22 protein-coding genes are annotated in these 26,444 nt (G+C 44.9%); 18 read left to right on the top strand and 4 right to left on the bottom strand.

Annotated features, from left to right (window positions below; genetic code table 11):
* Positions 1-174 precede the first annotated feature (174 nt).
* On the bottom strand, positions 175-855 hold the full coding sequence (locus NSA57_RS02410) for a response regulator transcription factor (protein ID WP_147598151.1): 681 nt from the start codon (positions 853-855) through the stop codon (positions 175-177).
* Between the two features lie 286 nt (positions 856-1,141).
* Here NSA57_RS02410 and NSA57_RS02405 point away from each other — a divergent pair, with 286 nt between their 5' ends.
* From NSA57_RS02405 to argS, 6 genes are all read left to right on the top strand, one after another.
* Positions 1,142-2,005, top strand: a complete 864-nt coding sequence (locus NSA57_RS02405; protein ID WP_147598152.1) for a carbohydrate ABC transporter permease — start codon at positions 1,142-1,144, stop codon at positions 2,003-2,005.
* Positions 2,002-2,841 carry a carbohydrate ABC transporter permease gene (locus tag NSA57_RS02400; protein WP_173752346.1) on the top strand — a complete coding sequence of 280 codons (840 nt, stop codon included), beginning with the start codon at positions 2,002-2,004 and terminating at the stop codon, positions 2,839-2,841. The genes NSA57_RS02405 and NSA57_RS02400 overlap by 4 nt, the downstream gene beginning before the upstream one ends.
* Before the next feature lie 6 nt (positions 2,842-2,847).
* Positions 2,848-4,293: an efflux RND transporter periplasmic adaptor subunit gene (locus NSA57_RS02395; protein ID WP_257463879.1), complete on the top strand. Its 1,446-nt coding sequence runs from the start codon at positions 2,848-2,850 to the stop codon at positions 4,291-4,293.
* Positions 4,290-5,327 (top strand): hypothetical protein, encoded by a 1,038-nt coding sequence (locus NSA57_RS02390; protein ID WP_257463878.1) that lies wholly within the window; start codon positions 4,290-4,292, stop codon positions 5,325-5,327. The genes NSA57_RS02395 and NSA57_RS02390 overlap by 4 nt, the downstream gene beginning before the upstream one ends.
* 226 nt (positions 5,328-5,553) lie before the next feature.
* The gene (locus tag NSA57_RS02385) at positions 5,554-6,423 is read left to right on the top strand and encodes a DegV family protein (RefSeq protein WP_257463877.1); all 870 of its coding nucleotides are present in this window, start codon (positions 5,554-5,556) and stop codon (positions 6,421-6,423) included.
* A 35-nt stretch (positions 6,424-6,458) separates the two neighbouring features.
* Complete coding sequence (gene argS, locus NSA57_RS02380; protein ID WP_257463876.1) at positions 6,459-8,225, top strand: arginine--tRNA ligase; 1,767 nt, start codon at positions 6,459-6,461, stop codon at positions 8,223-8,225.
* A gap of 4 nt (positions 8,226-8,229) precedes the next feature.
* Here the strand turns inward: argS and NSA57_RS19890 are convergent, their stop codons facing one another.
* Complete coding sequence (locus NSA57_RS19890) at positions 8,230-8,307, bottom strand: helix-turn-helix domain-containing protein (RefSeq protein ID WP_408611611.1); 78 nt, start codon at positions 8,305-8,307, stop codon at positions 8,230-8,232.
* Between the two features lie 96 nt (positions 8,308-8,403).
* On the opposite strand from NSA57_RS19890, the gene NSA57_RS02375 reads away from it, so the two are divergent.
* From NSA57_RS02375 to tsf, 6 genes are all read left to right on the top strand, one after another.
* On the top strand, positions 8,404-8,766 hold the full coding sequence (locus NSA57_RS02375; protein WP_179979119.1) for a GntR family transcriptional regulator: 363 nt from the start codon (positions 8,404-8,406) through the stop codon (positions 8,764-8,766).
* Positions 8,763-9,665 carry an ABC transporter ATP-binding protein gene (locus tag NSA57_RS02370; protein ID WP_257463875.1) on the top strand — a complete coding sequence of 301 codons (903 nt, stop codon included), beginning with the start codon at positions 8,763-8,765 and terminating at the stop codon, positions 9,663-9,665. The genes NSA57_RS02375 and NSA57_RS02370 overlap by 4 nt, the downstream gene beginning before the upstream one ends.
* Positions 9,640-11,862: a DUF6449 domain-containing protein gene (locus NSA57_RS02365; protein WP_257463874.1), complete on the top strand. Its 2,223-nt coding sequence runs from the start codon at positions 9,640-9,642 to the stop codon at positions 11,860-11,862. Before NSA57_RS02370 ends, NSA57_RS02365 begins: the two co-directional genes overlap by 26 nt.
* Positions 11,855-12,664 (top strand): pseudouridine synthase, encoded by an 810-nt coding sequence (locus NSA57_RS02360; protein ID WP_257463873.1) that lies wholly within the window; start codon positions 11,855-11,857, stop codon positions 12,662-12,664. Before NSA57_RS02365 ends, NSA57_RS02360 begins: the two co-directional genes overlap by 8 nt.
* 182 nt (positions 12,665-12,846) lie before the next feature.
* On the top strand, positions 12,847-13,593 hold the full coding sequence (gene rpsB / locus NSA57_RS02355) for a 30S ribosomal protein S2 (protein WP_022067527.1): 747 nt from the start codon (positions 12,847-12,849) through the stop codon (positions 13,591-13,593).
* Positions 13,594-13,643: 50 nt separating this feature from the next.
* Entirely contained in the window at positions 13,644-14,582 is a 939-nt protein-coding gene (tsf, locus tag NSA57_RS02350) for a translation elongation factor Ts (protein WP_138271386.1), read from the top strand.
* Positions 14,583-14,770: 188 nt separating this feature from the next.
* On the opposite strand, the gene NSA57_RS02345 is transcribed toward tsf, so the two are convergent.
* A complete protein-coding gene (locus NSA57_RS02345) occupies positions 14,771-15,454 on the bottom strand; it encodes a helix-turn-helix transcriptional regulator (RefSeq protein ID WP_257463872.1) in 684 nt (227 codons plus the stop codon).
* A gap of 182 nt (positions 15,455-15,636) precedes the next feature.
* On the opposite strand from NSA57_RS02345, the gene NSA57_RS02340 reads away from it, so the two are divergent.
* From NSA57_RS02340 to NSA57_RS02330, 3 genes are all read left to right on the top strand, one after another.
* Positions 15,637-16,014: a RidA family protein gene (locus tag NSA57_RS02340; RefSeq protein ID WP_022066717.1), complete on the top strand. Its 378-nt coding sequence runs from the start codon at positions 15,637-15,639 to the stop codon at positions 16,012-16,014.
* A gap of 46 nt (positions 16,015-16,060) precedes the next feature.
* Positions 16,061-17,560 carry a Na+/H+ antiporter NhaC gene (gene nhaC / locus NSA57_RS02335; RefSeq protein WP_173752338.1) on the top strand — a complete coding sequence of 500 codons (1,500 nt, stop codon included), beginning with the start codon at positions 16,061-16,063 and terminating at the stop codon, positions 17,558-17,560.
* Between the two features lie 64 nt (positions 17,561-17,624).
* Entirely contained in the window at positions 17,625-18,800 is a 1,176-nt protein-coding gene (locus NSA57_RS02330) for a MalY/PatB family protein (RefSeq protein WP_257463871.1), read from the top strand.
* A 125-nt stretch (positions 18,801-18,925) separates the two neighbouring features.
* On the opposite strand, the gene NSA57_RS02325 is transcribed toward NSA57_RS02330, so the two are convergent.
* Entirely contained in the window at positions 18,926-23,155 is a 4,230-nt protein-coding gene (locus tag NSA57_RS02325) for a 2-hydroxyacyl-CoA dehydratase (protein WP_257463870.1), read from the bottom strand.
* Positions 23,156-23,504: 349 nt separating this feature from the next.
* Between NSA57_RS02325 and tgt the strand changes: the two genes are divergently transcribed.
* From tgt to leuB, 3 genes are all read left to right on the top strand, one after another.
* Positions 23,505-24,641, top strand: coding sequence for a tRNA guanosine(34) transglycosylase Tgt (tgt, locus tag NSA57_RS02320; RefSeq protein ID WP_173752336.1), 1,137 nt, complete (start codon positions 23,505-23,507; stop codon positions 24,639-24,641).
* A gap of 137 nt (positions 24,642-24,778) precedes the next feature.
* Complete coding sequence (gene yajC, locus NSA57_RS02315; protein WP_022066724.1) at positions 24,779-25,078, top strand: preprotein translocase subunit YajC; 300 nt, start codon at positions 24,779-24,781, stop codon at positions 25,076-25,078.
* A 226-nt stretch (positions 25,079-25,304) separates the two neighbouring features.
* On the top strand, positions 25,305-26,387 hold the full coding sequence (leuB, locus tag NSA57_RS02310) for a 3-isopropylmalate dehydrogenase (RefSeq protein WP_147598168.1): 1,083 nt from the start codon (positions 25,305-25,307) through the stop codon (positions 26,385-26,387).
* Positions 26,388-26,444 lie beyond the last annotated feature (57 nt).

Genomic DNA, 26,444 nt, shown 5'->3' with positions numbered 1-26,444 from the left:
ATGAGGGGACAAAGATAAAAAAGCGGCGGTTATCTTGCAGCCGGAATCCAGGAAGAGGAATCCGGAAAGAGATAACTGCCGTTTCTGATGTGCATTGGATTGAATGGATAAATGAATGGATATGAGAGAAAACCGGACAGATGACAAGATAAAATCAGTAGGGCTGGGGATATGCTACTGAAAAACTTCCAGCTGGTATCCCACACCCCGGACAGTTTTTATCTGCAGGGAGCTTTCTACGGTTTTCAGCCTCCGGCGCAGAAAATGAATATAATTGTCAAGGTTTCCTTCCTCCACATCTGAGTCAAGTCCCCAGACTCTTGTAAGAAGAAGCTGGCGGGGAAGTGTCTGTCCGGGATTGCGGAGAAATACTTCCATAAGGTCTCCCTCCCGGCTGGAAAGGGTACAGTCCTTTTTGCCGCTGGAAAGGCGGCGGGTTTCCGGTATAAAAGTAACGTCTCCGAGAGAAACTGCGTCAGCAGCAGGATTATAGGCGGCAGGACGGCGCAGAAGACAGCGGATTCTGGCAAGAAGCTCTTCAAAGGCAAAGGGCTTTACCATATAGTCGTCAGCTCCGCAGTTCAGTCCGGTAAGGCGGTCGTTCAGCTCCCCAAGGGCCGTAAGGATGATAACCGGGGTTTTGATCTGACGGGAGCGGGCTTCCTTCAGAACTTCAATTCCGTTCATATGAGGGAGCATCCGGTCCAGGATCACAAGGTCGTAGGGTGTTTCCTGCATGTAATAAAGGCCTTCTTCCCCGTCATGGCAGAGAGTGACAGAGAAGCCTTCCTGCTCCAGACGGAAGGAAACAGCAGAGCACAGCTCCCGGTCATCTTCGATCATTAAAATATTCATATGTTTACCTCTCGTTGTTTCGGAAATTTGCATCAGCCTGCAGAGAAATGCTTACAGTCTGATGCTATCCAGTTATTCTAACAAAGTATTCTGTAAACTTCCTTTAAAAATAAAAACCCCCTTAGAGTTTTTTTAAAGAATGTCCTGTTACACTTGTTTTATCGTTACTGTTTATGGTGTTCACAGCGGCCGGACAAAATGGATTCAAATTACTTTCGGTGATGGAAGTCTGTCCTGTACATTCTGAGAACAGTAACATTTTATCATCATTGGGGAGAACAAAAAAGTGACTGGATCAAAAAAAATAAAAAAAAGAGAATATAAGGGATTCTTATTTCTGCTTCCAAGCTTTGCTGGTGTGTGTCTGTTCTGGGTGATCCCGTATCTGGACGTGATCAGGCGCTCTTTTTTCAGCGCAATCAGCGGAGAATTTACAGGCCTGAAAAATTACAGCACAATTTTTGAGAACCAGGCCTTTCGTCTGGCGGCAGGGAATACGCTTCGTTTTTTTCTTGTGTGTATTCCTCTCCTGGTAGTGCTGTCTCTTATGATCGCTGTTCTTCTTACCAGAAGAAAAAAAAGCATGCAGGCGCTGAAAAGTATGTTCCTTCTGCCAATGGCAATTCCTGTGGCTTCTGTAGTTCTTTTGTGGAAAGTTCTGTTTCACGATCAGGGTCTTCTGAACCATTTTCTGGAAACTCTTTCCCTTCAGGGCGTGGACTGGATGAATACGGACGCTTCCTTCTGGGTGCTGGTAGTAAGCTATCTGTGGAGAAATCTGGGATACGATATTGTTCTGTGGGTGGCAGGGCTTGGAGCCATTCCAACTGCTCTTTATGAGGCTGCAAGGGTGGACGGAGCAGGAGAGTGGAAATGCTTTATAAAAATCACTCTTCCAAATCTCCTGCCTTCTCTTTTTACCATTGTGGTACTGTCTCTGTTAAACGGTTTTAAAGTGTTCCGGGAGGCGTATCTGGTGGCAGGAGACTATCCTCAGGACAGTATGTATCTTTTGCAGCACCTTTTTAACAACTGGTACCGGGATCTTTCCCTGGATAAAATGGCGGCTGCGGCAGTGGTAACAGGAGCGGCGATTCTCATCCTGATTCTGTTTCTTCAGAAAGCCTGGGCGAGGGAGGATACATTATGACAAAAAAACTTCTGACAGGTCTGGTTTTCTGTATGGCATTGACTGCAGTGTTTCCCATATTGTTTCTTATCTGCGGTTCTTTTATGGGCAATATGGAAATCAGAGAGCTTCTTATGCCGGTTCTTGGAAATATGGAGGGCTTTGCTTCCTGGAAACTGATGCCCCAGTATCCTACTATGATGCATTATGTGGAGCTTCTTCTTGACTCCCCGGAATTTTTTGTAATGTTCTGGAATTCCGTAAAGCTTACAGCAGCGATTCTGGCAGGTCAGCTTCTGGTGGGAACTCCGGCGGCATGGGGATTTGCAAGATACCAGTTTCCGGGTAAAAAAATTTTATTTACTATTTATATTGCGCTTATGATGATGCCTTTTCAGGTGATGATGCTCAGCAACTATCTTGTTCTGGATCAGATGAGGCTTCTGGACACTATGGCAGGGATTATTTTGCCGGCAGTGTTTTCCACCTTTCCGGTGTTTCTGATGTACCGTTTTTTTCAGGGGCTTCCGGAAGCAATTATGGATTCTGCCAGAATTGATGGCGCAGGAGAGCTGAGGATCTTTTTCAGAATCGGAATACCGCTGGGATCTCCTGGAATGATCTCGGCTCTGGTTCTGGGGTTTCTGGAATACTGGAATCTTATTGAACAGCCTATGGCTTTTTTAAAAACAAAGGAAAAATGGCCGTTGTCTTTGTATCTTCCGAATATCAGTACAGAACAGGCGGGAACCGCCTTTGCGGCATCTGTTCTTGTTCTGATTCCGGCAGTGCTGGTATTTCTGGCAGGTCAGGATTATCTGGAACAGGGAATTGTTTCTACGGCAGTTAAGGAGTAAAAAGAAATGAAGCGGGAAAAATTATTAAAATGGTTTGCAGCGTTTTTTGCGGCAATGCTTGTATTTACATTTTTGTCAAAGGCGGCAGATTCCGTCAGTGTTGCAAAGGTACTGGCGTTAGCGCCTCAGAATCAGCTGATCAGCCATACAGTATCGGGAACAGGAAAAATAGAAAGTACAAAGGAGACGGCTGTTTTTGTCCAGGAAGGAATTAAGATCGCTCAGGTCCATGTAAAGGCAGGAGAAGCGGTAAAAAAAGGACAGCCGCTGATGACTTTACTGGAAAGTAGTATCCAGGAAAGCATTGACAAAAAAAAGGACGAGATCCAGGAGGCTTCTCTGAAGATCAGCGATATCCAGAGCCAGAAAAACATTGATGCCCAGAAACGGGAAAATTCCTCCCGCTGGGCACAGCAGGATCTTGATACAGCTCTGGGAAACGGGGACATTAACATTTCCAATGCCCAGAATGAGCTGAATATTGCCCAGCAGAGGCTTGCAGAGTACAGACAGAAAAAAGCAGAGGCTCAGAAGCAGCAGGAACTGGAGCAGCAGTCCCAGGGATCGGATTTTGGAGACGGGGGAGAGGGACAGACTGATTTTTCAGACGGAAGCAATCTTCCTCAGGAGCCCATTATTTCCGAAGAGGATACACAGGAGCAGGCTCTTGCAGACGATGTCCGGGCAAAAACAGAGGCGCTGAATCAGGTGATCATGAGCCGGAATCAGGAAGTGACCACTGCAGACAGGGCAAAACAGGAGGCAGCGCTTCCGGCGCCTCAGGACAGCACAGAGGAAACCCTTCAGACACAGCTTGACAATCTGAATGAAGAGCTGGAAAAGCTGAATGTTCTGATGCAGAGTAAAGGGGAGATCACAGCTCCGGCAGACGGCGTGGTAAAAACAGTTTCCGCTCAGACCGGCGGGCAGACAGTTCAGGATGCGGCAGCAGTTCTCTATGAACTGACAGGGGGATTAAGTATGACAGGAACGATCACAAAGGACGATCTGGAATACGTTTCCGCAGGGTCGTCTGTGCATCTGGAGGGCAACAGCAAAACGGTTGTGGAAAATGCGGTGGTTCAGTCGGTTCAGGAAGATTCTGCGAATCCGGGAACATATATCCTTACTGTGGACGTTCCCCAAAGTGGGCTGAGCGTAGGGGAAAGCGTGGATTTTACGGTGCAGAAGGAGGAAGGACCTTATGCCTGCTGTGTGCCGCTTTCTGCACTTTACGGGCAGAAAGGCCAGGAATATGTACTTGTTCTTGACACCAGAGACTCTGTGCTGGGAGAGGTACAGGTTGCCAGAAAGGTTCCTGTTACAGTCATAGAAAAAAATGAGACAACTGCAGCTCTTCAGGAAGGAACGCTTTCAGGTTCTCAGAAGATTATTACAGAAACAGACAGAGAGATCGCAGACGGCAGCCGGGTAAGGCTGCAGGAATCATGAGCTCAGGTAAGCGGACGTTTCAAGGGATTTCCTGGAAATGTCTGCTTCCGGGAGCGCTGGCACTGTTTTTTTATGCAGGCGCAGTGCTGGCATTTGGCAGTATGATGGAAGAGCCTTCTGTTTCTGTGTTTCTGTCAGGAGCTTACCCGGAAGAAAACCGGGCAGAGGAGATTCTGGAAACACTGGAACAGACAGAAGCAGAATCCTCAGCCTGTTTTTACTGGGACGGCGGCATGATCACACTGACAGAGCCGGACTATGGACGGAGTGCGCAGGTGATGGCAGCAGGAATCCTGGGGGATGGAAGTCTTTATGATAAAAGAATCCATGGATTCTGGGAAAAAGATAAAGAAGGCTGCGTCATTGACGGGGACACAGCCTGGAAGCTTTTTGGCACCAGAGAGGCAGAGGGGCGTCAGCTTGTATATGGAGAAAAAACTTACCAGGTCCGTCAGGTGCTGCCCTGGAAACAGAGAATGATCCTGATCCGCCCGGAGGAAGAAAACACCATGTATACCAGAGTGTTTCTGAAAAATGAGAAGCTGCAGGATTCAAAGACAGCAGAGCAGTTTCTGATGGCTTATGGACTGAATGGCACAGTTGTGGATTCCGGATTTCTTATAAGCGCAGCCAGAATGCTTCTTCTGATATTTCCGGGGATAGTGATGGGGATTCTTTTTCTGAAAGCAAACAGGGAGAGAAGGATTTGCAGAAAGGAACAGGCCGCCGCCTTCTGGATGTGGACAGGAGCCTGCGTTCTGATTGTGGCTGCAGCCGCAGTGCTACTCTGGAAAAACATGGAGATCCCTCAGGAGTGGATCCCGTCCAGATGGTCGGATTTTCAGTTCTGGTCCGATAAATTCAGGGAGCTGGAAGAAAAGGTGAGACTTTTTCTCATGCTTCCAAAGACTGTGGGGCAGGCGGAGAATATTTCAGGGTTTGTGAAGTGCGTGGGCTGTTCAATGGGCTCGGCGTTTATTGGTATTCTGGCACTGTTATCGAAAAGGGAAAGAAGCAAAAGAACATCTGCATGAGAAAATACATTTTAGGCTCCCGGGTATCTTTCGGTATCCGGGATTTGCCGTTTCAGAAAAATGTGTTAAAATATGAGTGGAAAATATGCTTTCAGAAGCTTGTGAAGCAGGGTTTATATTCAGGTGAGACTATCGTGGCAAATTTTTAATTGAGATACCCCAAAAAGTATGTTAAACTGTATACAGCATGTATTTTTCAGGATAAAGGAAATAAGGAGAATGCAGTATGAGAAAAATTGCCATTGTAACTGACAGCAACAGCGGCATTACGCAGGATGAGGGAAGAAAGCTTGGAATCTCTGTTCTGCCGATGCCCTTTTATATTAATGAGGTTATGTATCTGGAAGGGGTTACGCTTTCTCAGGAGGAGTTTTATGAGCGACTGAAAAAGGATGAACCTATTTCCACCTCTCAGCCAAATCCGGGTGAAGTCTGCGGACTGTGGGATACACTTTTAAAAGAATACAATGAGATCGTGCATATTCCCATGTCAAGCGGGCTGAGCGCTTCCTGTGAAACGGCCATGGGACTTGCCCGTGATTATAACGGCAAGGTTCAGGTTGTGGATAACCAGAGGATTTCTGTAACTCAGAAGCAGTCTGTGATGGATGCGCTGACGCTTGTACAGGCTGGTAAAAGCGCTGCGGAGATCCGTGAGATCCTTGAGGCAGAAAGACGGGAATCCAGCATTTATATTACGCTGGAAACTCTGAAATATCTCAAAAAAGGCGGACGTATCACACCGGCAGCCGCAGCGATCGGTACAGTTCTGAATCTGAAACCGGTACTGCAGATCCAGGGAGACAAGCTGGACGCCTATTCAAAGGTCAGAGGAAAGAAGCAGGCCAAAAGAGTGATGCTGAAGGCCATGAAAGAGGATTTCGACAGTCGTTTTGCAGAATATGCAAAGCGCGGCGAAATGTGTCTGGAGATGGCATATACGGGAAATCAGGAAGAAGCAGAGGAATTCAAAAAAGAGGTTCAGGAAATGTTTCCTGATTATGAGATCCAGATGGATCCCCTGTCTTTAAGCGTTGCCTGTCATATCGGACATGGAGCTCTTGCAGTTGCCTGCTCAAAAAAGGTTACTGTCTGAAAAAAGAAAAGAATAAATACGAGGAGTCATAAGACATGAAGAAACTGATGGAAATTATGGCAGAGGAGCTTTCCTCAGCCTTTGAAAAAGCCGGATATGATCCGGAATACGGAAAGGTAACAGTATCCAACAGACCGGATCTCTGTGAGTTTCAGTGCAACGGGGCAATGGCAGGCGCCAAGGCATACAAAAAAGCACCGTTTATGATCGCAGATGATGTGGTGGAATATTTAAAAGACAGCCGGGTATTTTCTGCGGCAGAGGTAGTAAAACCGGGATTTATCAACCTGAAAGTAAAAGAAGAGTTCCTTGCAGACTATCTGAAGGAGATGGCAGAGGATCCGAAATTTTCTGTTGCCCAGGCAGAAAATCCCAAAACGATCATTATTGATTATGGCGGACCAAATGTGGCAAAACCACTTCATGTAGGTCATCTTCGTTCAGCAATCATCGGAGAGAGCATTAAAAGAATCGGACGTTTTGTAGGCCATAAAGTGATCGGCGATGTACATCTGGGAGACTGGGGACTTCAGATGGGGCTGATCATCACAGAACTGAAACACCGCAAACCGGAGCTGGTATATTTTGACGACAGCTATCAGGGGGAATATCCTGCAGAAGCGCCGTTTACCATTGGAGAACTGGAAGAGATTTATCCCTGCGCCAGCGGAAAATCCAAAGAGGATGAGGATTACCGCAACGAGGCTCTGGAGGCAACTCACCTTCTGCAGCAGGGAAAGCCAGGCTATATGGCTCTCTGGAATCATATCATGCAGGTTTCTGTAACAGACCTTAAAAGAAATTATGATAATCTGAATGTTTCCTTTGATCTGTGGAAAAAGGAATCTGACGCGCAGCCTTATATTCCGGATATGGTCCAGGCCATGAAGGATCAGGGATTTGCTTATGAGGATCAGGGCGCTCTTGTTGTAGATGTAAAGGAAGAGACAGACACCAAGGAAATCCCGCCCTGTATGCTCTTGAAATCAGACGGAGCTTCCCTTTATACAACAACAGATCTTGCAACCATCGTAGAGCGTATGAAGCTTTATGATCCGGACGAGATCCTTTATGTAGTGGACAAACGCCAGGAACTTCATTTTATCCAGGTATTCCGCTGCGCGAGAAAGACAGGCCTTGTAAAAGAGGACACCAGGCTTTCTTTCCTTGGCTTCGGTACAATGAACGGAAAAGACGGCAAGCCTTTTAAGACAAGAGAAGGAGGCGTTATGCGTCTGGAACGTCTGATCGCGGATATCGACCAGGAAATGTATACCAAGATCGTAGAAAACAGAAGCGTAAGAGATAAGGATGCCACAGAGACAGCTCAGATCGTAGGTCTGTCTGCGATCAAGTACGGCGATCTTTCCAATCAGGCTACCAAGGATTACATTTTTGATATTGACCGCTTTACCTCTTTTGAGGGAAATACAGGTCCGTACATTCTCTACACGATTGTGCGTATCAAATCTATCCTGAACCGTTATGTGGAAGAGGGAGGAAGCCTTGAGGGAATCCAGATGCTTCCTGCAGTAAATAACAGCCAGAAGAACCTGATGCTGGAGCTGACAAAATTCGGTGCAACCGTGGAGAATGCTTTTGAGGAAAAAGCGCCGCACAAGATCTGTGCATATATCTACGAGGTTTCCAATGCATTTAACAGCTTTTACCATGAGACAAAGATTTTAAGTGAGGAAGATCAGGCGCAGAAGGAATCCTTCCTGAAGCTCCTTGATGTGACAAAAGGTATTCTGGAGACCAGTATTGATCTTCTGGGATTTTCCGCACCGGATCGTATGTAAAACATTACAGAGATTTATTTTTTAACATCCGCCAGAGTGTGCTGCGGCTTATGCCCAGCCTTCTGGCGGTTTTTTCTTGTATAAAAATCTTGAATAGATTTTAAATATATGGTACAATAAGTGTATCAATACAGTTAATACACTATAAGCCAGAAGGGAGGAACGTCTTATTATTATCTTGGATTATCAGGATCGCAGACCGATCTATGAGCAGGTAACAGAAAAATTCCGTGTACTGATCTATCAGGAGGCTCTTCCGGCAGGCAGCCGTCTTCCTTCTGTCCGTCAGCTTGCCATGGAGCTTTCCATCAATCCCAATACCATACAGAGGGCCTATGCGGAGCTGGAACAGGAGGGATTGATCTATCCGGTTAAGGGCAGGGGGAATTTTGTGGCAGATGCCAATCAGATATTAAAAATAAAAAGGGAGGATTACCGTAAAGAGCTTCGAAAAACTGTACAAAAAGGGCAGAGCCTGGGAATACAGAAGGGAGAGCTGATACAGGTGGTAAACTCCTGTTATGAGGAGGAAGGCCAATGATAGAGATAAAAAAATGCAGCAAGTCTTTTGGCTCCGTAAAAGCAGTGGATAAAGTTTCTCTTGAAATAGGAGAAAGAGAAGTGTTTGGTCTGGTGGGAAGCAACGGTGCAGGAAAAAGTACTCTTCTTCGTATGGCGGCAGGGATTTTGAAGCCGGATGAGGGGGAGATAGAGATTGACGGCGAAAGTATATACGATAATGAAAAAGCAAAAGCCTGTATTTTTTATATACCTGACGACAGTTATTTCCCGGCTGATTATACACCACGGGATATAGCAGATTTTTACAGATGTTATTATCCGAAATTTGATGTGCAGAGATTTTCAAAATTCCTGCGGCAGTTTCATATGGATGATAAAAAACGAATCAGTACTTTTTCAAAAGGAATGAGAAAACAGCTTCTTGTGCTCCTGGGAGTCAGCGCCGGTACAAAATACCTGCTCTGCGATGAGACTTTTGACGGTCTTGATCCGGTTATGCGCCAGGGAGTAAAAAGCCTTTTTGCATCAGAGATCATGGGAAGAGAATTCACACCGGTGATCGCGTCTCATAACCTCAGAGAACTGGAGGATATCTGCGACCATGTGGGACTTCTGTATAAAGGAGGAATTCTGCTTTCCAGAGATCTGGAGGATATGAAATTTCATATTCATAAAATCCAGTGTGTTCTGAAAGACAAAGATCAGGAACGTCAGCTTCAGAAAGAAATGGATGTATTAAAGACGGAGCACCAGGGTTCTCTGCTGCTTCTGACTGTACGGGGAACCCGGGAGCAGATCATGGAGAAAATACAGGGGAAAAATCCCCTTTTCTGTGAAATTCTTCCTTTGACTCTGGAAGAAATTTTTATTAGTGAAACGGAGGTGGCAGGCTATGAAATCAAAAATATGTTCTTCTGAATACGTGAGAACTGTTTCCAGAGGAAAAAGCTGGATTCCTGCGTTTTTGAGTCTGGGGTTCTTCTTGGCATTTCCTGTTGCACTGCTTCTTGTGGTGGGAAACTGGAAAGCGGCCCGGTATACGCCGGATCAGCTTCATCTGCTCTATGAGGGACTGTGGAAAGAAAAGCTGGTCTTTACAGGAGGAGCAATAACCATTGTGGCTGCCATAATGAACAGTATAAATGGATTCAGCTATGTTTATTCCCGTAAAAAGGTGGATTTTTATCACAGCCTTCCGGTAAAGCGTTCCCGGATGTTCTGGAATCGTGTATACACGGGGCTTTTATACTATCTTGTTCCTTATATGATCATGGAGTTTTTTGCGGTTTGTATAGGAGCGGCAAAAGGATTTTTCAGTCTGAAGCTTATGGAGCTGGCTGCCAGACTTTTGCTTGTTCATTTGCTTTTATACTTTCTGTTTTATTTCAGTATAGTCCTTGTTTTTTGTGTGACGGGGAATTTTCTCATGGGAGTTTTATGCCTGGCAGGTATGCAGTTATATGGACCGGCATTGGGAATCTTGATGTCATTTTGCGCATACGGCTTTTTCGACACCTTTTCTTCAAACTATCCATATGGGATTTTTAAAGCATTGGAGGACTATGCCTCGCCGATTACTCTGACGGCTGCGTTCTGGCAAAAATATGAGGCTGGACAGGGCGCGGCACTGGCGGCTGTTCTGTTTGTTCTGACATTGATATTTACAGCGGTCTCTTATTTTGCCTACATACACAGGCCGTCTGAGGCAGCAGGGAAACCAATGGTGTATGGGAAACTGGCAGCAGTAATAAAATTTATGGTTGTTGTGCCGTGCGGCATGGGAACAGGCTTTGTTTTTTATCTGATTCCCACAAGTCACGCTCGGAATATCTGGTGTGTATTTGGAATGATACTTGGAACGGTACTTGCTCATGGAATGATAGAAGCATTGTACCAAATGGATTTTCACGCATTTTTTTCCAAAAAGGTACAGCTGCTTGCGGCGGCGGTCCTTGTTACAGTATGCGCACTGATTTACCAGAAGGATCTTCTGAATTTTGATGCCTATATTCCCCGTCAGGAAGACATCAAAGCGCTCAACCTGGATATGATGACACTGTCCGGCGATATGACAGACTATGTAAAAGAACAGGAAGACGGTACATTCTCTATAGAAGACTCTACATCCTGGGAGAAAAGAGAGAATGCTTTTTCCGGAAAAGACGGAATCGGAGAGGAAACCTATGAGATTCTGCAGAAAATTGTTGAAAATCAGGAAAACAGAAAGTTCAGATATGGAGGAGAACAGACAGAAGAAGGAACTTTTCGCCGTTTGCAGCTGGGGTATCAGCTTCGGTCAGGCAGAGAAGTGAAGCGCAGTTATGTGATAAATACAGAAGAATGCGGTGAGCTTTTGTATAATCTTTATAAAGAAGAAAATCTGAAAAATAAAACAGAACAATTTCTGGCTTCAGATACCGCATATCTGGATAATATTTCTTTTATTTCAGGAAACGGAAGAGGATATGATATTTTTCAGGATCATCCGGAAAAACAGAAAAAACTGATTGAGGCGGTAAAAACAGATATTCAGGAAGCTGCTCCGGAAGATTTGCTTGCTCTTCCTTTTGCAGAGCTTCATATAAGCTATATACTTCCGGTAACTGAAGATATCCACAGTCTGGTCCCAGGAGAAGAGAAACCGGAAAAACGTGCATATGGAGAAATAAATCTTTTTCCTTCTTATAAAAATACGATTGCGGTTCTTAAAGAGACAGGATATCCTTTAAGCTTTGAAGAAACGGAAATCAAAAAAGCAAAGATCCTCTATTATAATGAATCGGGAGAAGAAGAAACAGCTGCAGAATATACAGAAAAAGAACAGCTTGAAGCTCTGGTACAGGCGGCGGCTCCATCTTTCGGCACTTTTGCCTGGATAGAATATGAACCGGATGTAGCGGCAATCTTTCAGACAGAACAGGGGGAAGAATGTTATGCAGAGTTCCTGAGGGGCCGCATTCCGGAATTTATCCGTCAGGAAAGCGGAAGTACGGACAACAGGGAAGGCGAACTGACGGAGACAGGAAACCCGGAGAGGACAGAGGTTACAGGAGGGGTCGACGGACCCGCAGAGATTTCTGTTGAGAAAGAAAAAAGAGAGGGAGCGGATGAGTAAAGCAGTGAGACTGGATAAATTTCTGGCGGATGCCGGAAAGGGAACCAGAAGCGAGGTAAAAAAATTCATACAAAAAGGTCTGGTGCAGGTCAACGGCAGGACTGTGAAAAAACCGGAGCAAAAGATAACAGAAGAGGACCGGGTGGAGCTTCTGGGAAATCCTGTATCCATGGCTCCGGAGTTTGTGTACTACATTCTTCATAAGCCGGCCGGTTACGTAAGCGCCACGGAGGACAGATATGACAGAACAGTGATGGAACTGATTCCGGAGGCAAGAAAGGGAATGTTTCCCGTAGGACGTCTGGATAAGGATACAGAAGGACTTCTTCTTATCACAGATGACGGGGGACTGGCTCATGAGCTTTTATCCCCGGCGCATCATGTGGAAAAAACGTATTTCGTAAGAGTGGAGGGAACGGTAACAGAAGAGGACAGACAAAAGCTGGAGCAGGGGATTGATATTGGAGAAAAAAGACTGACGCTTCCGGCAAAGGTGCAGCTTTTTCCTCAGGAAGACAGCGACAGAGAAAAGGCTGAGCTTTTGCGCCGGGTACGCACAGAAAACCTTCCGGAGAGCTATACAGAACTGCTTCTGACCATCAGAGAGGGAAAATTTCACCAGGTCAAGCGGATGATGAAGGCAGTGGGAAAGCCCGTGATTTATCTGAAAAGGATCTCCATGGGACCACTTACTCTTCCGGATGAACTGAAAAAAGGAGAATACCGTCCTCTTACAGAGGAAGAGGTTCAAAAATTAAAAAATACAGGCGGCTCTTCAGCAGAAAAACAGAAAAAATGCTGAAAATACAGCTAAAAACAGGAAAACCCTCTTTACACAGAGGGTTTTTGTGTGTTATACTCCAAGAGTTGCAAAATAATCACGCGTGGAGATTCCGATGGATGGTGCCCATACGGTGTGACGGCGGGGTCCAGATAGAAAATGATCCGCGCGGAAGAATCTAACCAAAAAAGGAGAACAAAAACATGAGCGTTATTTCAATGAAACAGCTTTTGGAAGCAGGTGTTCATTTCGGACATCAGACAAGAAGATGGAACCCTAAAATGGCTCCGTACATCTACACAGAGAGAAACGGTATCTATATCATCGACCTTCAGCAGTCTGTAGGTATGGTTGACGATGCTTACAATGCAATCGCTGACATCGTAGCAAACGGCGGAAACATCCTTTTCGTAGGAACAAAGAAACAGGCTCAGGATGCTATCAAGGTTGAGGCAGAGCGCTGCGGACAGTTCTATGTAAACGAGAGATGGCTTGGCGGTATGCTTACAAACTTCAAGACAATCCAGAGCCGTATCGCAAGACTGAAAGAGATCGAGGCTATGGAGGCTGACGGAACATTTGACGTGCTTCCTAAGAAAGAAGTTATTGAATTAAGAAAAGAGCTTACAAAACTGCAGAAAAACCTTGGTGGTATCAAAGAGATGAAACGTCTTCCGGACGCTATCTTCATCGTTGACCCGAAAAAAGAGAGAATCTGCGTACAGGAAGCTCATACATTAGGTATTCCGCTTATCGGTATCTGTGATACAAACTGCGATCCGGAAGAGCTTGATTATGTAATTCCGGGTAATGATGACGCTATCCGTGCCGTAAAACTCATCGTTTCCAAGATGGCAGACGCTGTTATCGAGGCAAACCAGGGTACAGCTGAGGCTGACGGCGAGATCGAAGCAGAGTCTGAGGAGTTTGCTGAGACAGTAGAAGAGTAATTTTATTTTATTAAATTATTCAGGTTAAAAATATCCAGGAGGAAATTGAGATGGCTATTACAGCAGCACAGGTAAAAGAGTTAAGAGAAATGACCGGCGCCGGAATGATGGACTGTAAGAAAGCTCTTACAGCTACAGAAGGCGATATGGATAAAGCAGTAGAGTTCCTTCGCGAAAAAGGACTTGCAACTGCTCAGAAAAAAGCAAGCCGTGTAGCAGCAGAAGGTCTTTGCAAGACTGTTGTTGCAGAGGATGCTAAGAGCGCAGTAGTTGTTGAGGTTAATGCAGAGACAGACTTCGTAGCAAAGAATGAAAAATTCCAGAGCTATGTTGCAGACGTTGCCGCACAGGCGCTTACTACTACAGCAGCTGATATCGATGCTTTCCTTGCAGAGACATGGGCACTGAATAACGAGCAGACTGTAAAAGAAGCTCTTGCAGCTCAGATCGCAGTTATCGGCGAGAACATGAACATCAGAAGATTTGCTCAGGTAAAAGAAGAGAACGGCTTCGTTGCTTCCTATACACATATGGGCGGAAAAATCGGTGTTCTTGTTGACGTAGAGACAGACGTTGTAAACGACGCTGTAAAAGAGATGGCTAAGAATGTTGCAATGCAGATTGCAGCTCTGAAACCACAGTACACTAACAGCTCTGAAGTGAGCGCTGATTACATCGCTCATGAAAAAGAGATCCTTCTTGCTCAGATCATGAACGATCCGAAAGAGTCCCAGAAACCGGAGAAGGTTATCCAGGGTATGATCACCGGACGTATCAACAAAGAGCTGAAAGAAATCTGCCTTCTTGATCAGGTTTACGTTAAAGCAGAGGATGGAAAACAGACTGTTGCTAAATACGTAGAGCAGGTTGCTAAAGAAAATGGCGCAAACGTTGCAATCAAAGGCTTTGTTCGTTTCGAGACCGGCGAAGGAATCGAGAAGAAGGAAGAGGATTTTGCAGCTGAAGTAGCAAAACAGATGGGAAACTAATTTTCCAGACAACATGAACTTTAAAACCCTTGAAAAGCTCAGAAAATGGGCATTTTCAAGGGTTTTTTGCAGTTTGGGAGAAATTCATAAATCATCATAAAATACCCGTATTTTATCATCGGATTTGGGACGAAAAAAGGCTGTAAAGGTATTGATCCTTTTTCAGAAATGCTCATACAGGCAGTCCCTTACTCCGGCAGTTCGTTTTTTAGATTCCGAATATGCATGTAAACGGTATTCTTGGAAATATTCAGGCGGCCGGCCACCTTGATCACACTGTCTTTCAGGTTAAAAATTCCTTTTTTGTAGAGGGCGGTTACAATTTCTTTGTTTTTGTTGTTGGTGGAAATGGACGTGTCGTTTAAAATCTGGTCTTTTACGTCGGCAAGGGCCGTCTCGATCAGATCGTCCACATTTTCGGTAAAGGTTTCTGTTGTGTGCGGGAAGCTCTGCAGGGAATTAAGGTCTTCCGGGATCATCTGCTGGATTACAGTTGAGAGTGGAATATTCGTATAAAAATTGATGCAGATCATTCCAATAATACGGTTTCCTTCACCGGGAATGGGGATCGTTGTGGACTTCAGTATCACTCCGTCCTGCCTGCGGTTAAAATAAGAAATGGCAGAATGATCTTTTGAGTTTTCAATTTGTGAGAGCATGCCAAGAGCAAGATCTGTGATGGGAGCTCCGATTTTTCTGCCGGAATGGTGACCGTTTACAATCTGCATAACAGAGTGTTCCAGAGACTCCAGATTGTGCAGTATGACTTCATAGCCTTCTCCAAGATATTGTCCCAGTCCCTGGACAACAGGGATATAAGACTGCAGTATCATTCGTTCATTTTGAGTTAAAGTAATATATTCTTTTTTCATAGCGTTCCTTTTTTAATTATCCATTTTTTTTAATTATAATCTTCTTTCGTGCAATATGCAATAAAAACTGAAATGAAATTCAGTAAAAATGACATATAAAAAGAAACTTAATTTCATTGACTAAAAAATAATTTAGTGATATTATCAAATTGAACAAAAAAATAATGTGGGAGGAAGAGAAAATGTTAAAAGTGGTGAACACATTGAAAGCACCGGCAGCTATTGGACCATATTCACAGGGAATTATACTGAAAAATATTTTATTCAGTTCCGGACAAATTCCGGCAAGCCCTGAGACAGGGGAGATTGTGGGAACTGATATTACGGCTCAGGCAGAGCAGGTAATGGAAAATGTGAAAGCGATTTTGGATGAAGCAGGAACCTGCTTTGAGAACGTAGTAAAAACCACCTGCTTTTTAAGCGATATGGCAGATTTCGCAGAATTTAACAAAGTATATGAAAAATATTTTGTGTCAAAGCCTGCAAGATCCTGTGTTGCAGTAAAAGCTTTACCGAAAAACGTTCTCTGTGAAGTAGAAGTAATTGCAGAAATTCAGTAAACCTGCTTTGCAGATTGTGGAATGAATTTATTTTGGAGGAATACTTATGAGTGGGAAAGCAAAAAAAGTAAGAGAGAAAAAAGAGACCACCCTGTTTCTGGCAGTAATTCCGATTCTGGCAATGATCGTACTGCTGGGAGTGGGATATGCGGTTATGGGCTTAAGTCCGGAGGTTCTGATGCTGGTATCAGCAGCAATTGCAGGTGTGATCGCAATTTATCTTGGTTATACCTGGGATGAGATTATGGACTCTATAGTAGCCAAGCTCAGTAAAACAATGCCGGCAATTTTTATTTTGATCATTGTTGGATTTATGATCGGTTCCTGGATGATCGGCGGAACCATTCCGATGATGGTATTTTATGGACTGAAGCTGATCAGCCCGAAATATCTGGTTGTTACTTCGTTTCTGGTTACTGCGTTTGTATCAGTATGTACCGGAACATCCTGGGGCTCTGCGGGAACGATCGGTGTTGCTCTGATGGGCGTAGCGGCAGGTATGGGAGCTCCTCTTCCGATCGTGGCAGGCGCCATTGTATCCGGTGCATATTTCGGAGACAAAATGTCACCTCTGTCTGATACAACAAACCTTGCCCCTATTGCGGCAGGCGGAAAGCTTTATGATCATATTCAGCATATGTTCTGGACAACAGGCCCCGGATTTATTATCTGCTGCATTGTTTACACGATCGTAGGCTTTACATTTGGCGGAGATCTTGCGGCAGCAGGAACACCGGAAAAGGTTACTATTATTTTTGAGACACTTTCTCAGATCTTCAAATTTAATCCGTTGATCATTCTTCCGCCGCTTATTGTGCTTTACGGATCTGTTGCCAAAAAGCCGACCATTCCGATTATGCTGGCGTCCAGTGCGGTTGCAATTTTCAATGCTGTTACTTTCCAGAATTTCAGCCTTCAGGACTGCTTTACCGCTGCGATCAGCGGATTTAATATGGATATGATCCATGTTGCAGGATTTACCACAGAGGGACTGATTGAAGATATTCCCAAGCTTCTGCAGCGAGGCGGTATGGTTTCCATGCTGAATACTGTATTGATCGCATTTTGCGCTTATGGCTTTGCGGGAACACTGGCAGTAACCGGATCACTGAATATTGTTCTGAATAAACTTATGACTATTGTGAAGTCTACAGGAGGACTGATTGTTTCTACAATTGTTTCCTGTATCACAGCAGTGTTTGTTACATCAAACGGCCAGCTGTCCATCCTGATTCCAGGTGAGATGTTTAAGGATACTTACCTGAAAAAAGGTCTTGAGCCAAGAAACCTTTCCAGAACTCTGGAAGACTCTGCTACCGTTGTAGAGCCCATTACACCATGGACAGCAGCCGGTGTTTACATGGCTACAACTCTGGGAGTTTCCACTCTGGAATATCTTCCATGGGCAATTATCTGTTATACAGGTGTTATCTTTGCCGTAATCTGGGGATTCACCGGAATCGGTATCAAAAAGATTACAAAAGACAGCGAATACTATGATGAATATGTGGCTTTAAATAAAGCGGACGGGATTGACGTAGAATAAAAAATCGTGTGACAGACACGACTGAATAGGATAAGAGAATGCGGGCCCGGAAAGGACAAAGAATATGAAAATTAATTTTGATGAATGGAATGAAAGAAGAAATACTAATTGTGGAAAATGGGATACCATGGACAAAAAATATCAGAAAGAAGGAATGCTGCACCTTGGCGTTGCGGATATGGATTTCCGGTCTCCAAAACAGATCATTGACGCTTTTCAGGACATTCTTGACAAAGGTATTTTCGGCTATACGGATTTAAGCGACAGGTTCTACGAAAATATCCGGCAGTGGATGAAGCAGAAGCACCAGGCTGAGGTTGCCAGAGAAGAAATCGTATTTTGCCCGCGCATCAATGTTTCTTCCAGCATCTGTGTGGAAACATTTACAGAAGAAATGGACGAAGTGATCATCAATACGCCTGCCTATGGGCCTCTGTATCAGGCTGTTGTAAAGAATCACCGTAAAGTAGTGGAAAGCCCGCTGATACTGGAAAACGGAAGTTATAAGATCGACTTTGAGCATCTGGAATCGGTTGTGACAGATAAAACAAAAATGTTTATTCTCTGCAGTCCTCACAATCCGGTAGGACGGGTGTGGACAAGAGAAGAACTGGAAGAAGTGGGAGCGTTCTGCAAAAAGCATGATCTTCTTTTATTTGTAGATGAGATCCACGGTGATATTGTTGCAGAGGGAGTTACTTTTACAACGGCTCTTACCTTATCTGAGACAGTGAGAGAGAGGCTGATCGTTGCCACATCCCTGACAAAGACCTTTAATGTTCCGGGAGTGATCGTTTCTTATATGATTGTTCCTGATGAGGAGATCAGAAGCCGCATTGCTCAGACCATTGACCGTATTGGTATGCATAATCCCACTATTTTTGCAGTGGCAGCTGTAGAACACGGATATATGGAATGTGAAGAATGGTACCGGCAGATGCTTGCTTATGTAAATGAAAATGAAACATTTACACGTGAGTTTTTTGCAGAACATTTTCCGGAATTTGAGATTCTTGAAAGACAGGGAACATATCTTCTCTGGATCAGTTATGAGAAGCTTGGAATTACAGAGGAAGAGCTGGAAAAATGGTTTCTGGAAAAAGCCAATGTTTCTGTTTATATGGGAAGTGTTTTCGGAAACGAGGGCAGAGGCTTTATCCGTCTGAATATAGCAAGTCCAAGGGCAATGCTGAAAGAAGCTTATGAGAGAATGGCTGCAGTTTATTCAGAGATAAAATAAAAGATCTGAGACAAAAATAAAAAAGAGGATTTTCAACTGGTATATCTGTCCGGTGAAAGATCCTCTTTTTATATATGGATTCCGTTATTCAAAAATATAAAATACAGAGTGCTTCAGGTTGCTTACTACGCATCTTTTTCCATGTTTTTTACAGCAGTGGAAAGCATAAGCTTGATTCGGTTCAGCTGATTTACCTCGCTGGCGCCCGGGTCGTAGTCAATAGCAACAATATTTGCTTCCGGATGCCTGCGGCGGATCTCCTTGATCACGCCCTTGCCTACAATGTGGTTTGGCAGGCAGCCAAAGGGCTGAATACACACGATGTTCGGTACGCCGCCGTTGATCAGCTCCAGCATTTCGCCGGTAAGGAACCAGCCTTCTCCGGTCTGATTTCCCGGAGAGACAATAGGAGAAGCCATTTCCGCAAGCTGGCGGATATCCGCAGAAGAGGAAAAATGGCGGCTCTGTTCCAGAGCTTCGTCCGCGGCTTTGCGGAGCCAGTCAATTCCTTTGATTCCCCAGTTTGCAACTGTTGCCTTTGATTTTTTAAATCCAAGGTAATCGGACTTGAAATTCTGGTTAAAGAAACAGTAGCTGATAAAGTCGATCAGGTCAGGGCACACTGCCTCGGCGCCTTCTGCTTCCAGAAGCTCAGCCAGATGATTGTTTGCAGCAGGAAGGAATTTTACCAGGATCTCTCCTACGATTCCTACCCGGGGTCTGCGTTCTCCGGTAACCGGGATCATATCAAACTCGTGAACAAGATCACGGCACATTTTTTTGAACTGGCTGTGGCTGATGCTTCCTCCCTGAAGGAAAGAGATCACCCGCTGTTCCCATATTTTGTGTTTCCGGTTGACAATTCCTTTTTCCTGTTCATAAGGACGCATGCGGTAAACACATTTCATAAGAAGATCTCCGAACACAGCTCCATAGCATATTTTTTTCACCAGAGGGAGAGTCAGCTTAAAGCCAGGATTGCTTTCCAGACCGCTGAGGTTTAAAGAGATTACAGGAACCTGCTCCATATCGGCTTTTTTCAGCGCACGGCGGATAAATCCGATATAGTTGGAAGCCCGGCATCCGCCTCCTGTCTGGGTCATAATAACCGCTGTTTTATCCAGATCATATTTGCCGGATAAAAGCGCATCCATGATCTGTCCTACAACGATCAGCGAAGGATAGCAGGCGTCATTGTTTACATATTTCAGTCCCACATCCACAGCGCCTTTGTTGTCGTTTGGCAGAACCTCCAGATTGTATCCGCAGGAATTAAAGGCCGCCTGGAGAATACTGAAATGGAAAGGCGACATCTGCGGGCAGAGGATGGTGTAATCCTTTTTCATTTCTTTTGTAAAAACAACTTTTTGAATGGCAGAGGACTGGATATTCCGTTTCCTGTTCTGCTTTTCTTTGGCGCGGATGGCTGCCAGAAGAGAACGGATACGGATACGGGCTGCGCCGAGATTGTTTACCTCGTCAATTTTCAGACAGGTGTAGATCTTGCCGCTTCCGTCCAGGATTTCATACACCTCATCGGTTGTAACGGCATCCAGGCCGCAGCCAAAGGAATTCAGCTGGATCAGGTCAAGATCCTCCCTTGTTTTTACAAAGCTTGCGGCAGCATAAAGCCGGGAATGATACATCCACTGGTCATTGACGCGGATCGGACGCTCAATGTCTGCCAGATGGGAAATGGAATCCTCTGTGAGAACAGCAAGTCCGTAGCTGTTAATAAGATCCGGGATACCGTGATGGATTTCCGGGTCAATATGGTAAGGACGGCCTGCCAGGACAATGCCCCTGCGCCCTGTTTCTTTCAGGTATTCCAGAGTTTCTTCACCCTTTTTCTCAATATCTCTGCGGGCAGCGGCCAGTTCTTCCCAGGCAGCGTGAGCAGCAGCTTTTACTTCCTGAGCCGGCAGATCTTTAAAAACTTCTACAAGGCGGTCAGTAAGCACCGCTTCTGAGGTAAAGGCAAGAAAAGGATTACGGAAATCAATTTCCGGATCATGAAGCTCGTCCACATTGTTTTTGATGTTTTCCGCATAGGAAGTGACAATAGGGCAGTTGTAATGGTTTACTGCATCCGGGAACTCGTTGCGCTCATAGGGAATGCAGGGATAGAAAATGAATTTTATGCCCTTTTTCAAAAGCCAGCTTACATGCCCGTGGGCCATTTTTGCCGGATAACATTCGGATTCACTGGGAATGGATTCAATTCCAAGCTCATAAATTTTTCTGGTGGACGTAGGTGAAAGAACTACTTCATAATTCAGCTTTGTAAAAAAGGTAAACCAGAAGGGATAGTTCTCAAACATATTAAGAACACGGGGGATTCCTACCCTGCCCCGGACTGCCTTGTCTGCAGAGAGTGGCTCATAGGAAAAAATTCTTTTATATTTGTATTCGTAAAGGTTCGGAATATGTTCTTTGTTCTTTTCCTTGCCAATTCCGCGCTCGCATCGGTTCCCGCTGACAAACTGGCGTCCTCCGCTGAATTTGTTGATAGTCAGCCGGCAGTTATTGGTGCAGCCTCTGCAGTTTGCCATGGAGGTTGTATATTTCAGGGAATTGATCTTTTCAATAGGGAGCATAGTAGTTTCTTTGCCTTCTTCGTAACGCTCCCTGGCGATCAGAGCCGCGCCGAACGCTCCCATGATCCCTGCAATATCCGGACGGATTGCATGGCAGTCGGCGATTTTTTCAAAGCTTCTGAGAACTGCGTCATTATAAAAGGTTCCGCCCTGTACCACAATGTGCTTTCCGAGCTCAGAGGCGTCGGAAACCTTGATTACTTTGTAAAGCGCATTTTTGATAACGGAATAGGCAAGTCCGGCAGAAATATCAGAAACCTCTGCTCCTTCTTTCTGAGCCTGTTTCACCTTGGAGTTCATAAATACCGTACATCTTGTTCCGAGATCAATGGGATGTTCTGCATAAAGAGCCGCTTTTGCAAAATCCTGCACACTGTAGTTCAGAGACTTTGCAAAGGTTTCAATAAAGGAACCGCACCCGGAGGAGCAGGCTTCGTTAAGCTGCACACTGTCCACGGTCTGATTTTTGATCTTAATGCATTTCATATCCTGACCGCCGATATCAAGGATACAGTCTACCTCCGGATCAAAAAATGCAGCAGCATAATAATGGGAAACGGTTTCTACCTCTCCCTCGTCAAGAAGAAGCGCAGCCTTGATCAGAGCTTCTCCGTATCCTGTGGAACAGGCATAGGCAATGTGAGCGTCCTTTGGCAGACGGGAGTAAATCTCCTGAATAGAGCGGATGGCCGTATTCAGAGGACTTCCGTTGTTGCTGCTGTAAAAGGAATAAAGAAGGCTTCCGTCTTCGCCTACAAGGGCAGTTTTCGTGGTGGTGCTTCCTGCATCAATGCCGAGATAACAGTTTCCGCTGTAGGTGGAAAGCTCGCCGGTGGAAACCTTGTAAGAACTCTGGCGTTCTGTAAATTCTCTGTAATCCTCCTCTGAAGAAAAAAGAGGCTCCATGCGTTCTACTTCAAAATCAAGCTTAATGGAATGTCGGAGCCGGTCTTTTAAGTCCGTAAGAGAAACTGCCACTTCTTCCTTTGCATTGAGGGCAGAGCCAATGGCCGCAAAAAGATGAGAATTTTCCGGAACAATGGTGTGCTCCTCATCCAGCTTCAGAGTACGGATAAAGGCAGCTTTCAGCTCTGATAAAAAGTGCAGAGGACCACCCAGAAACGCAACATGTCCCCGGATTGGCTTACCGCAGGCAAGGCCGGAAATAGTCTGGTTGACAACTGCCTGAAAAATAGAGGCAGAAAGATCCTCTTTTGTAGCGCCCTCGTTGATCAGAGGCTGGATGTCTGTTTTGGCAAAAACACCGCAGCGGGCCGCGATAGGATAAAGGGCTTTATAGTTTTTTGCGTATTCGTTCAGTCCCGGAGCATCTGTCTGAAGAAGGGATGCCATCTGGTCAATAAAAGAACCGGTACCTCCGGCACAGATTCCGTTCATACGCTGTTCGATGTTTCCGCCCTCGAAATAAATGATCTTGGCATCCTCACCGCCAAGCTCAATGGCAACGTCTGTCTGCGGCGCCATTGTCTGCAGGGAGGAGGAAACAGCGATCACTTCCTGGACGAACGGGATCTCCAGATGATTGGCAAGAGTAAGACCTCCGGAACCGGTGATCACCGGATGAAGGGTACATTCGCCAAGCTTATCATGTGCTTTCTGGAGAAGATCGGCCAGAGTTTCCTGAATGTTTGCAAAATGTCTCTGATAATCGGCAAACAGCAGGGTTTGATTTTCATCAAGAATCGCAATCTTTACGGTGGTAGATCCGATATCAATTCCTAATGTATATGTATTCATAAAATGTGAGTCAGCCTCCTCGTGTCGTATCTGTTGTAGATCTGTCAAATATTCTTTCTTATTATAAGTAAACAATAAGATAAAGATTCCGTAACATTATACGACAAAGTTTTTAAAATGACAATGTATAACTTTCACAATTTGTAAGGGTAAACAGGAGTGCGATTCTGAAAAACAGATAAAAATGATCTGATTTTATTTTGCAAATACAGGAAGGGCTGTGCGAATGACACGATCTGTTTCTGCGTAAACCGCAGGATTTCCTCTGGCTGTATACTTTACATTTTATGCAATACAAGTTATACTGAAAAACAGTTAAAATATTACCGCAGAAAGAGGAAGCAGAACTATGGCAGAATATAAGTTGCTGAAAACAGAGGGGCGTGCAAAAAGGGCAGAGTTTCATACGGTCCACGGCACAATACAGACCCCTGTATTTATGAATGTAGGAACCATCGGCGCAATCAAAGGCGCAGTGTCCACCATGGATCTTCATGAGATTGGGACTCAGGTAGAGCTTTCCAATACCTATCATCTTCATGTGCGCCCTGGCGATAAAGTGGTAAAACAGCTTGGCGGGCTTCACAAGTTTATGGTATGGGACAAACCGATCCTGACAGATTCCGGCGGATTCCAGGTGTTTTCCCTTGCCAAGCTTCGCAAGATCAAGGAGGAGGGCGTTCACTTCCAGTCTCATATTGACGGACATAAAATCTTTATGGGTCCGGAGGAAAGTATGCAGATCCAGTCCAATCTTGCATCCACCATTGCCATGGCTTTTGACGAATGTCCAAGCAGTGTTGCAGACAGAGATTATGTGCAGAAATCTGTAGAGAGGACTACCCGCTGGCTTGCCAGATGTAAAAAAGAAATGGCAAGGCTGAACAGTCTTCCGGATACCATCAATAAGAATCAGCTTCTTTTTGGTATCAATCAGGGAGCTATTTATGAAGATATCCGTATTGAACATGCAAAAGAAATCGCAAAAATGGATCTGGACGGCTATGCGGTAGGGGGACTTGCAGTAGGAGAAACTCATGAAGAAATGTATCGGATCCTGGATGCAGTGGTTCCGTATCTGCCTCAGAACAAACCTACCTATCTGATGGGAGTGGGAACGCCTGCCAATATTATTGAAGGAGTGGACAGAGGCGTGGACTTCTTTGACTGCGTATACCCAAGCCGAAACGGACGTCATGGCCATGTGTACACCAATCATGGAAAAATGAATATGTTCAATGCAAAATATGAATTGGATACAAGACCGATAGAAGAGGGATGCCAGTGTCCGGCCTGCCGCCATTACAGCAGAGCCTATATCCGTCATCTTCTGAAAGCAAAGGAGATGCTGGGAATGCGTCTCTGCGTTCTTCACAATCTGTATTTTTATAATCACATGATGGAGGAGATCAGAGAAGCCCTTGACGAGGGAAGATTTGCAGAATATAAGAAAATGCGTCTGGAAGGCTTCCTCAGAGGAGAATAAAGCTGTATAAATAAAATACAGAAATAGAAAAAAAGCAACAAAAACACTTGAAGAAATTCTTATTTTTGTGTATGATGTGTTATAATGCTTCCGGACAGGGAAGCAGGTAAGACAGTCAGGAAACAGGAGGAAACAAAATGGAAGCAAGCGGAGCTGCAAGTATGGGCATGATGATCATATGGATGGTAATCATCTTTGGAATTATGTATTTCCTGATGATCCGCCCTCAGAAAAAAGAGCAGAAAAGACTTCAGGCTATGCTGAACAGTATGGAAGTAGGCGACAGCGTTGTAACAACAAGCGGTTTCTACGGTGTTGTTATTGACATGACAGAAGAAGACGTTATTGTAGAGTTTGGAAACAACAAAAACTGCCGTATTCCTATGAGAAAACAGGCAATTGCAGAAGTAGAGAAAGCTGAGCAGGCAACTGCATAACGAAAAATAGGCACCGGGTGACCGGTGCTTATTTTTTGGGGAAAATTGCTTAAAAAAAGAAGTTTTAACAGTTATAGCCAGAATGACATACATTTAGACAGTATTTACATGGAACTTTTTCGCTTTAACAGGTTGAAATCTTCCGCAAAGTGCGTTATTATAGTAACAATCCAAAAAAGGAAAGGGATCTGCAGGGTGGTTTCCTGCGGAAAAAGGAAATAAGAAAATGGAATATAAAATTGCTTTGATTCCCGGCGACGGGATTGGACCGGAAATTGTAAGGGAGGCCAGAAAGGTTCTGGACGCTGTCTGCAGCAAATATGGTCATAAGTTTATTTACTCGGAGGTTTTATTAGGAGGCGCTTCTATTGACGTACACGGAGTTCCGCTGACAGAAGAAGCAGTAGAAACTGCAAAGGCTTCTGATGCAGTTCTGATGGGTTCCATTGGAGGGGATGCAAAGACTTCTCCCTGGTACAAACTGGAACCGTCCAGACGCCCGGAGGCAGGGCTTCTGGCAATCCGCAAGGCTTTGAATCTTTTTGCTAATCTTCGTCCGGCGTATCTTTATCAGGAACTGAAGGCAGCCTGCCCCCTGAAAGAAGAGGTCATTGGAGAAGGCTTTGATATGATTATTGTCAGGGAGCTTACCGGAGGTCTTTATTTCGGGGAAAGAAAAACAGTTGAGGAAAATGGGATAAAAACAGCCGTTGATACACTTTCCTATAACGAAAATGAAATCCGCCGTATTGCAGTAAAGGCCTTTGACATTGCCATGAAGAGAAAGAAAAAGGTGACAAGCGTAGATAAGGCCAATGTGCTGGACTCTTCCCGGCTCTGGAGAAAGGTTGTGGAAGAAGTGGCAAAGGACTACCCGGAGGTAACTCTGGAGCATATGCTGGTTGACAACTGCGCCATGCAGCTTGTTCACAATCCGGGACAGTTTGATGTGATCCTTACAGAGAATATGTTTGGCGATATTCTTTCTGATGAGGCGAGCATGGTAACAGGCTCTATCGGAATGCTTTCTTCGGCAAGTCTGAATGATACAAAATTTGGTCTTTATGAGCCCAGTCACGGCTCTGCGCCGGATATTGCAGGACAAAATAAGGCAAATCCTATTGCAACTATTTTGTCAGCGGCAATGATGCTCCGCTACTCACTTGATCTTGACAGAGAAGCAGATGCAGTGGAGGCGGCTGTTCAGAAGGTCCTTACAGAAGGCTACCGGACAGGTGACATTATGTCAGAGGGCTGCAGACCAGTAGGAACCGCTGAGATGGGTGATCTGATCGCGGCAGCGGTGTAACAGAAAGAAACCGGAACAGAATCAGGAATTATTTGCCGGATACTGAATTTACAGAAA

This window comes from Blautia caecimuris (assembly GCF_024622975.1).
Classification (GTDB): Bacteria; Bacillota; Clostridia; order Lachnospirales; family Lachnospiraceae; genus Blautia_A; species Blautia_A caecimuris.
This window is presented reverse-complemented; position numbering and strand designations above follow the sequence as displayed.

Excerpts from the sequence above, each read along its gene's own strand:
- yajC (WP_022066724.1), top strand. The coding sequence starts at position 24,779 with ATGGAAGCAAGCGGAGCTGCAAGTATGGGCATGATGATCATATGGATG.
- tsf (WP_138271386.1), top strand. The coding sequence starts at position 13,644 with ATGGCTATTACAGCAGCACAGGTAAAAGAGTTAAGAGAAATGACCGGC.
- NSA57_RS02330 (WP_257463871.1), top strand. The coding sequence starts at position 17,625 with ATGAAAATTAATTTTGATGAATGGAATGAAAGAAGAAATACTAATTGT.
- NSA57_RS02360 (WP_257463873.1), top strand. The coding sequence starts at position 11,855 with ATGAGTAAAGCAGTGAGACTGGATAAATTTCTGGCGGATGCCGGAAAG.
- NSA57_RS02340 (WP_022066717.1), top strand. The coding sequence starts at position 15,637 with ATGTTAAAAGTGGTGAACACATTGAAAGCACCGGCAGCTATTGGACCA.
- nhaC (WP_173752338.1), top strand. The coding sequence starts at position 16,061 with ATGAGTGGGAAAGCAAAAAAAGTAAGAGAGAAAAAAGAGACCACCCTG.
- NSA57_RS02365 (WP_257463874.1), top strand. The coding sequence starts at position 9,640 with ATGAAATCAAAAATATGTTCTTCTGAATACGTGAGAACTGTTTCCAGA.
- argS (WP_257463876.1), top strand. The coding sequence starts at position 6,459 with ATGAAGAAACTGATGGAAATTATGGCAGAGGAGCTTTCCTCAGCCTTT.
- NSA57_RS02370 (WP_257463875.1), top strand. The coding sequence starts at position 8,763 with ATGATAGAGATAAAAAAATGCAGCAAGTCTTTTGGCTCCGTAAAAGCA.
- NSA57_RS02390 (WP_257463878.1), top strand. The coding sequence starts at position 4,290 with ATGAGCTCAGGTAAGCGGACGTTTCAAGGGATTTCCTGGAAATGTCTG.
- NSA57_RS02400 (WP_173752346.1), top strand. The coding sequence starts at position 2,002 with ATGACAAAAAAACTTCTGACAGGTCTGGTTTTCTGTATGGCATTGACT.
- rpsB (WP_022067527.1), top strand. The coding sequence starts at position 12,847 with ATGAGCGTTATTTCAATGAAACAGCTTTTGGAAGCAGGTGTTCATTTC.
- NSA57_RS02410 (WP_147598151.1), bottom strand. The coding sequence starts at position 855 with ATGAATATTTTAATGATCGAAGATGACCGGGAGCTGTGCTCTGCTGTT.
- NSA57_RS02345 (WP_257463872.1), bottom strand. The coding sequence starts at position 15,454 with ATGAAAAAAGAATATATTACTTTAACTCAAAATGAACGAATGATACTG.
- leuB (WP_147598168.1), top strand. The coding sequence starts at position 25,305 with ATGGAATATAAAATTGCTTTGATTCCCGGCGACGGGATTGGACCGGAA.
- tgt (WP_173752336.1), top strand. The coding sequence starts at position 23,505 with ATGGCAGAATATAAGTTGCTGAAAACAGAGGGGCGTGCAAAAAGGGCA.
- NSA57_RS02395 (WP_257463879.1), top strand. The coding sequence starts at position 2,848 with ATGAAGCGGGAAAAATTATTAAAATGGTTTGCAGCGTTTTTTGCGGCA.
- NSA57_RS02325 (WP_257463870.1), bottom strand. The coding sequence starts at position 23,155 with ATGAATACATATACATTAGGAATTGATATCGGATCTACCACCGTAAAG.
- NSA57_RS02385 (WP_257463877.1), top strand. The coding sequence starts at position 5,554 with ATGAGAAAAATTGCCATTGTAACTGACAGCAACAGCGGCATTACGCAG.